At 72.6% G+C, this 4,507-nt stretch carries 4 protein-coding genes and 1 pseudogene; 3 read left to right on the forward strand and 2 right to left on the reverse strand.

Annotated elements, in window-relative coordinates:
• From ACFU99_RS34250 to ACFU99_RS34260, 3 genes and pseudogenes are all read left to right on the forward strand, one after another.
• Positions 1-197, forward strand: a pseudogene (locus ACFU99_RS34250) (sensor histidine kinase); the annotation flags it as partial.
• A 14-nt stretch (positions 198-211) separates the two neighbouring features.
• Complete coding sequence (locus ACFU99_RS34255; protein WP_384399672.1) at positions 212-817, forward strand: response regulator transcription factor; 606 nt, start codon at positions 212-214, stop codon at positions 815-817.
• A 324-nt stretch (positions 818-1,141) separates the two neighbouring features.
• Positions 1,142-1,492: an SH3 domain-containing protein gene (locus ACFU99_RS34260; RefSeq protein ID WP_384399663.1), complete on the forward strand. Its 351-nt coding sequence runs from the start codon at positions 1,142-1,144 to the stop codon at positions 1,490-1,492.
• Positions 1,493-1,628: 136 nt separating this feature from the next.
• Here ACFU99_RS34260 and ACFU99_RS34265 read toward each other — a convergent pair whose 3' ends face one another.
• Positions 1,629-2,819 carry a lipid-transfer protein gene (locus ACFU99_RS34265; RefSeq protein WP_384399666.1) on the reverse strand — a complete coding sequence of 397 codons (1,191 nt, stop codon included), beginning with the start codon at positions 2,817-2,819 and terminating at the stop codon, positions 1,629-1,631.
• Positions 2,820-2,848: 29 nt separating this feature from the next.
• On the reverse strand, positions 2,849-4,507 hold a 1,659-nt coding region (locus ACFU99_RS34270), incomplete at its 5' end, for an acyl-CoA dehydrogenase family protein (protein WP_384399669.1).

Raw genomic sequence — 4,507 nt, forward strand, 5'->3', positions numbered from 1 at the left:
GTACGGGCCTCAAGGGCCTCACCGAGCGGCTGGCCAACGCCGGCGGTTCCCTGACCACCGGGCCCGCCGGGCGGCGCGGCTTCCGCCTGGTGGCGGAGCTGCCGGTGGACGCGGACGGCGGAGAGGCGGCGGAGAGCCCTTCGGACGCGGCGGGGAAAATGGCCGGGGACACGACCGAGGAGGCCCGGACCACATGACCAAGGCGACCCAGGTGACCAAGGTGTTGCTCGCCGAAGACCAAGGGATGATGCGGGGCGCGCTCGCGCTGCTGCTCGGCCTTGAGGACGACATCGAGGTCGTCGCCCAGGTCTCGAACGGGGACGAGATCCTGCCGACGGCGAAGGACGTACGGCCGGACGTCGCACTCCTCGACATCGAGCTGCCGGGGCGCAGCGGGCTGGACGCCGCCGCCGAGCTGCGCGGGGCGCTGCCGGAGTGCCGGGTGCTGATCCTGACCACGTTCGGCCGTCCGGGGTATCTGCGCCGGGCGATGGAGGCCGGGGCCAGCGGGTTCCTGGTGAAGGACGGGCCGGTGGAGGAGCTGGCCGCGGCGATCCGGCGGGTGCTGGCGGGCGAGCGGGTCATCGACCCGGCGCTGGCCGCGGCGGCGCTGAGCGCGGGACCGAATCCGCTCACCCAGCGCGAGCGGGATGTGCTGGCCGCGGCGGTGGACGGCGCGACCGTCGCCGATATCGCGGGCCGGGTGCACCTGTCCCCCGCGACCGTGCGCAACTACCTCTCCGCGGCGATCGGGAAGACGGGGACCCGTAACCGGATGGAGGCAGTGCGCACCGCCCGTCAGAACGGCTGGCTGTAGCGGGAGACGAAGGGCCGCGGGGGGCTGAGGGGCCACTGGACTCTACGGCCGCACACAGTGACGAGTTGCGAACAGAGAGCCACATACTTAGCGTGAAGCGCGTGAGGCACGCAGACATCTCATCTGGGATGGACCGTACTCACAGCCGGAGAACAGCCGGAGAACGGCCAGATCAAGGCAGATCACGGCAGATCAAGGCCGTAGGAAGGCCGGAGAAAGGCCACCACGCCGCGGCAGCGCGGTGCGGCCCCGGCCACGCGTCCCGGAGCGCCCCGGCTCCCCCCGCCCCATCCCTCTGGGATGTCCCTTCGCAGGAGGAAGCAGATGTTTCCGCAGTCGAAGCTCAGCAAACTCGCCCTCGTGACCGCCACCGGCGCCCTCGCCGCCGCCACGGCGGTCGGCCCCGCCTTCGCCGCGGCCCCCGCGAACGACGGCCACGCCCCGTACAAGGGCCGCGTCATCGCCAAGACGGGCCTGCTGGTCCGTACGGGCCCGAGCACCCACTACAAGGTGATCGGCAAACACGGGTACGGCAAGGTCGTGCACATCGTGTGCAAGGTCAACGGCCAGAACATCCGCGGCAACCCGCGCTGGTATCTGCTCAGCGACGGTACATACGGGTGGTCCTCCGCCCGCTACATCGTCAACATCGGGCGGGCGCCCGCCTGGTGCTGACCCGCGGCGCGGGCTGAGGCCGGCTGCGGCCCGTACAGCGCCCGCGCCCCGCGATCCCCGTGCGCCCCGGCCTCCGGATTCCGAGCTGGCCGGGGCGTGCGGCATGCCCTTCGTACCGTCGTCCGTACCGTCTGGGCTACGGCTTGCGCAGCAGCGTGACCACGGCCGCGCCGCCCAGCCCGATGTTGTGCGCGAGGCCGGTGCGGGCGCCCTCGACCTGTCGGGGGCCGGCCTCGCCGCGCAGCTGCCAGACCAGTTCGGCGGCCTGCGCGAGGCCCGTGGCACCGAGCGGATGCCCCTTGGAGATCAGCCCGCCGGACGGGTTGACGACCCACCGTCCGCCGTACGTCGTCGCGCCGTCGGCGACGAGCTTGCCGGACTCACCGTCCGCGCACATCCCCAACGCCTCATAGGTGATCAGCTCGTTGACGGAGAAGCAGTCGTGCAGCTCGATCACGTCGACGTCCTCGATGCCGAGCCCGGAGCGCTCGTAGACCTGCCGGGCCGCAGCCCGCGACATGGGCTTGCCGACGACGTCGATACAGGAGCCGGAGGCGAAGCTCTCCTCGGTGTCCGTGGTCATGGCCTGGGCGGTGATCTCGACCGCGCGCCCCATCAGGCCGTGCTGGTCGACGAAGCGTTCGGAGACGACGACGGCGGCGGCCGAGCCGTCGGAGGTCGGTGAGCACTGGAGCTTGGTCAGGGGCCGGTGGATGGTCTTGGCGGCCAGTACCTCTTCGACCGAATAGGCGTCCTGGAACTGGGCGTTGGGGTTGCCCGTCGAGTGGCGGTGGTTCTTCGCGCCGACGGCGGCGAGCTGTTCGGCGGTGGTCCCGTACCGCTCCATGTGCTCGCGGGCGGCGTTGCCGAAGATCTGGGCGGTGGGCGGGGTCTGCTCGAAGCCGTGCCGGGCGGCCATGACGCCGTAATGCCGGGCGACGGGCGACGTTTTGAAGTCTCCGCCGTCCGCGCCGCCGCCGAGCGCGCCCTTCTTCATCTTCTCGAAGCCGAGCGCGAGCACGCAGTCGTTGGCGCCGGACTCGACGAACTGACGGGCCATCATCAGGGCCGTGGAGCCGGTCGCGCAGTTGTTGTTGACGTTGTAGACGGGGACGCCGGTCAGGCCGAGCCCGTACGCCGCGCGCTGCCCGGCGGTCGAGCCCTGGTAGCAGTAGCCGACGGGAACCTGCTCGACGAGCTCGTACGGTATCCCGGCGTCGGCGAGCGCCTTGGAGCCCGCTTCCTCGGCCATGTCCCAGTACTGCCAGTCGCGGCTCTCGGGCTTCTCGAACTTCGTCATCCCGACGCCGACGATGTACGCCTTCATGCGAAAAGCTCCTCAGATCAGGGGCGGGACTAGATCAGGGGGCGGGGCTCCGGGTCGCGGGGCAGGCCGAGCAGCCGTTCCGCGACGACGTTGAGCTGCACTTGCGTGGTGCCGCCCGCGATGGTCAGGCAGCGGGACATCAGGAAGCCGTGCAGGGCCCGTTCGCCCGGCCCCTCGCGCACCGCGCCCTCGGGGCCGAGGAGTTCGAGGGCGAGTTCGGCGACCTTCTGCTGGTGCGGGGTCTGGACGAGCTTGCGGATGCTGGCGCCCGCGCCGGGTTCGAGGCCCATAGTCTGCTGGAGGGTCGTACGGAGCCCGATGCAGGCGAGAGTGTGGGCCTCGGCGGCGAGCGCGCCGACCCGCTCGCGCACCGACCCGTCGGCGTCCCCGGTCCGTGCGATGAGCGTCTCCAGGCCGGTACCGAAGGTCAGCTGGTCGGCCATGTGGACGCGTTCGTTGCCCAGGGTGTGGCGGGCGACCCGCCAGCCGTCGCCCACCTCGCCGACGACGGCGTCGGGCGGCAGCAGCGCGTCGTCGAAGTAGACCTCGTTGAAGAGGGAGTCCCCGGTGATCTCCTTCAGCGGCCGGATGTCGATGCCCTCGGTCCGCTTCATGTCGACGACGAAGTAGGTCAGGCCCTTGTGCTTGGGGGCGTCGGGGTCGGTACGGGCCAGCAGGATGCCGTAGTCCGCCCACTGCGCGGCCGACGTCCACACCTTCTGGCCGCTGATCCGCCAGCCGTCGGGCGTGCGGACGGCCTTGGTGCGCAGCGAGGCGAGGTCGGAGCCGGCGCCCGGCTCGGAGAACAGCTGGCACCACAGCACGTCGCCGCGGAGCGTCGGCGGAAGGTAGCGCTCGCGCTGCGCCTCGGTGCCGTAGTCGATGAGGGAGGGTACGACCCAGGTGGCGATCCCGAGGTCGCTGACCTTCACCTGGGCCGCCGCCGTCTCCTGCTGCACGGCGAGCTGCTGTACGGGCCCGGCGCCGAGTCCGTACGGGGGCGGCAGGTGCGGGGCGGCGTAACCGGTGGGGGCGAGGAGGCGGCGGGCGGCGGAGGGGTCCAGGCCGCGGGCGGGTTCGACGGCGGTCCGCGCGCGGGACCGGTGGGCGTCGGCTTCCGGGGGCAGTTCCAGGCGCAGTTCGCGGCGGGCCCCGTCGGCGGCGAGGCGGGCGGCGCGCAGCCGGTGGGCGGCGCCGGGGCCGAGCAGCTGGCGGGCGACGGTGGCGCGGCGCAGATAGAGGTGGGCGTCGTGTTCCCAGGTGAAGCCGATGCCGCCGAGGATCTGGACGCAGTCCTTGGCGCAGCTGTACGCGGCGTCCAGCGCGGTGGCCGCGGCGAGGGCCGCCGTGAGGGCGCGCGCGCCGGGCTCGGCGTCGGCGGCGCGGGCAGCGTCCCAGGTCAGGGCGCGGGCCTGTTCGGTCCGTACGAGCATGTCGGCGCAGAGGTGCTTGACGGCCTGGAACTGGCCGATGGGGCGGCCGAACTGCTCGCGGACCTTCGCGTACTCGGCGGCGGTGGTGAGCGCCCAGTCCGCGGTGCCGCACGCCTCGGCGGCGAACAGGACGGCGGCGAGGTCGCGGACGCGCCCGGCGTCCACGGCCACGGTCCGCCCGGCGGGCACGGCGGTCCCCTCGGCCGTGACCTCGGCGGTGGGGCGGGTGGGGTCGGCGCTGTCCTGGGCCCGTAC

Origin of the sequence: Streptomyces sp. NPDC057654, from assembly GCF_042800135.1 — a bacterium.
Classification (GTDB): domain Bacteria; phylum Actinomycetota; class Actinomycetes; order Streptomycetales; family Streptomycetaceae; genus Streptomyces.

Coding starts and splice junctions, on each gene's coding strand:
- ACFU99_RS34260 (WP_384399663.1), top strand. CDS start 1,142: ATGTTTCCGCAGTCGAAGCTCAGCAAACTCGCCCTCGTGACCGCCACC.
- ACFU99_RS34265 (WP_384399666.1), bottom strand. CDS start 2,819: ATGAAGGCGTACATCGTCGGCGTCGGGATGACGAAGTTCGAGAAGCCC.